Origin of the sequence: Nocardia farcinica, assembly GCF_029867845.1 — a bacterium.
In the GTDB taxonomy this organism is placed as follows: domain Bacteria; phylum Actinomycetota; class Actinomycetes; order Mycobacteriales; family Mycobacteriaceae; genus Nocardia; species Nocardia farcinica_A.
This window is the reverse complement of sequence record NZ_JARWRU010000164.1, coordinates 1-1,412: the sequence shown is the minus strand read 5'-3', so window position 1 is coordinate 1,412 and position 1,412 is coordinate 1. Positions and strand designations below refer to the sequence as shown.

2 protein-coding genes are annotated in these 1,412 nt (G+C 71.8%); both read left to right on the top strand.

All coding sequences use genetic code 11. The features are described from left to right. Positions 1-608, top strand: a 608-nt coding sequence (cbiT, locus tag QH283_RS03350; protein ID WP_432420647.1) for a precorrin-6Y C5,15-methyltransferase (decarboxylating) subunit CbiT, incomplete at its 5' end; no start/stop codon positions are given. A 90-nt stretch (positions 609-698) separates the two neighbouring features. Beyond that, positions 699-1,301 (top strand): hypothetical protein, encoded by a 603-nt coding sequence (locus QH283_RS03345; protein ID WP_280501550.1) that lies wholly within the window; start codon positions 699-701, stop codon positions 1,299-1,301. Positions 1,302-1,412 lie beyond the last annotated feature (111 nt).

Genomic DNA, 1,412 nt, shown 5'->3' with positions numbered 1-1,412 from the left:
TTATACGACCCCGCCCCGCGGCCGGGCGTCTCACCTGTAGGCCCGGCCGGCGGGCCGTGTGTTGGGGGGGCGCCGGCCTGCTGACCACGGGGGTGGGGGGGGCGCTGACGCTCTCGGCGGGGGCGCCCGCTCCGGGGGAACTGCTGTGGGACGTCGGCGGCGGGTCGGGCAGCATCGCCATCGAATGGTGCCGCACGCACCCGTCCTGCCGGGCGGTGACCTTCGAACGGCTGGAGCGCAGGCGCGCGGGAATAGCCGAGAATGCGCGGGCGCTCGGTGTTCCGCAGGTGGCGGTGCGCGGCGAGGCGCTCGCCGCGCTCGCGGCCGAAAGCGGAATGCCCGACGCGATATTCGTCGGCGGTGGTCTCACGCAGGACGGATTACTCGAAGCGTGTCGGAGAAGACTGCGGCCGGGCGGGCGATTGGTCGCCAATGCGGTGACCGCGGAGACCGAAGCGCTGGTCGTACGCTCGGCGGCCGAACACGGCGGGCAGTTGCGGAAATTCCAGATCTATCGCGCCGAACCGCTCGGCGGATTCACCGCGTGGCGGCCGCATCTGCCGGTGGCGCAATGGATATGGGTGAAGCCGGCACACGGCACCCGGTAGGAAATCGGCGGGCTTCGACGGTAGGGTCTATGCCCGTGATCCGATCGTTATCGGATGAGCGTATTCGATGAGTCTCATTGGGGAGTTCGTATGAATTACAAGAAGACCGCCGCCACCGCGCTGATGGCGATCGCCGCCATGGGCGTCGCCACCGGCACCAGCTACGCCGATCCGGCCGTCCCGCCCGCCGCCTCCGAGGAGGCGACCCTGTCGGCGAACGGCACCGAGAAGGGCGTCGACTACTCGGCGGTCATCGCCGACGCGGGCCGCTCCATCGTCACCACCGTCACCGGTGGCGCCTGGAGCCTCGACGCGGACGGCGAGGCGGTCACCCTGACCAACGCGGCGGGCGAGGAGGTCACCCGCATCCCGCTGACCGCGCAGCAGGCCACCGACGGCGCCGCCGTGCAGATCGCCGCCACCGTGGACGAGTCCGGCACGAAGCTGACCCTCACCCCGCAGGCCGAGGTCATCGCGGTGCAGGACATCAGCGCCCAGCAGTGGTTCTTCGACGAGCTGCAGCGCGCCGCGCGCGGCGCGGCCGGCGGCGCCGGCATCGGCGGCCTGATCGGCCTGTTCGGCTTCGTCGTCGGCGTGATCCCCGGCGCGGCCATCGGCGCGGTCATCGGTCTGCTGGTCGCGGGCGGTCCCGCGCTGGTCGACTCCGGCAGCGCCTACTTCAGCGGCCGCTGAGAGTCCTGATCCTGGGCGGCACCGGCGAAGCCAGGGAGCTGGCCCGAATCGTTTCCGGCGAGCGAGGATTCGGCATCGTGTCCTCGCACGCCGGCCGCGTGCCCGCCCCGC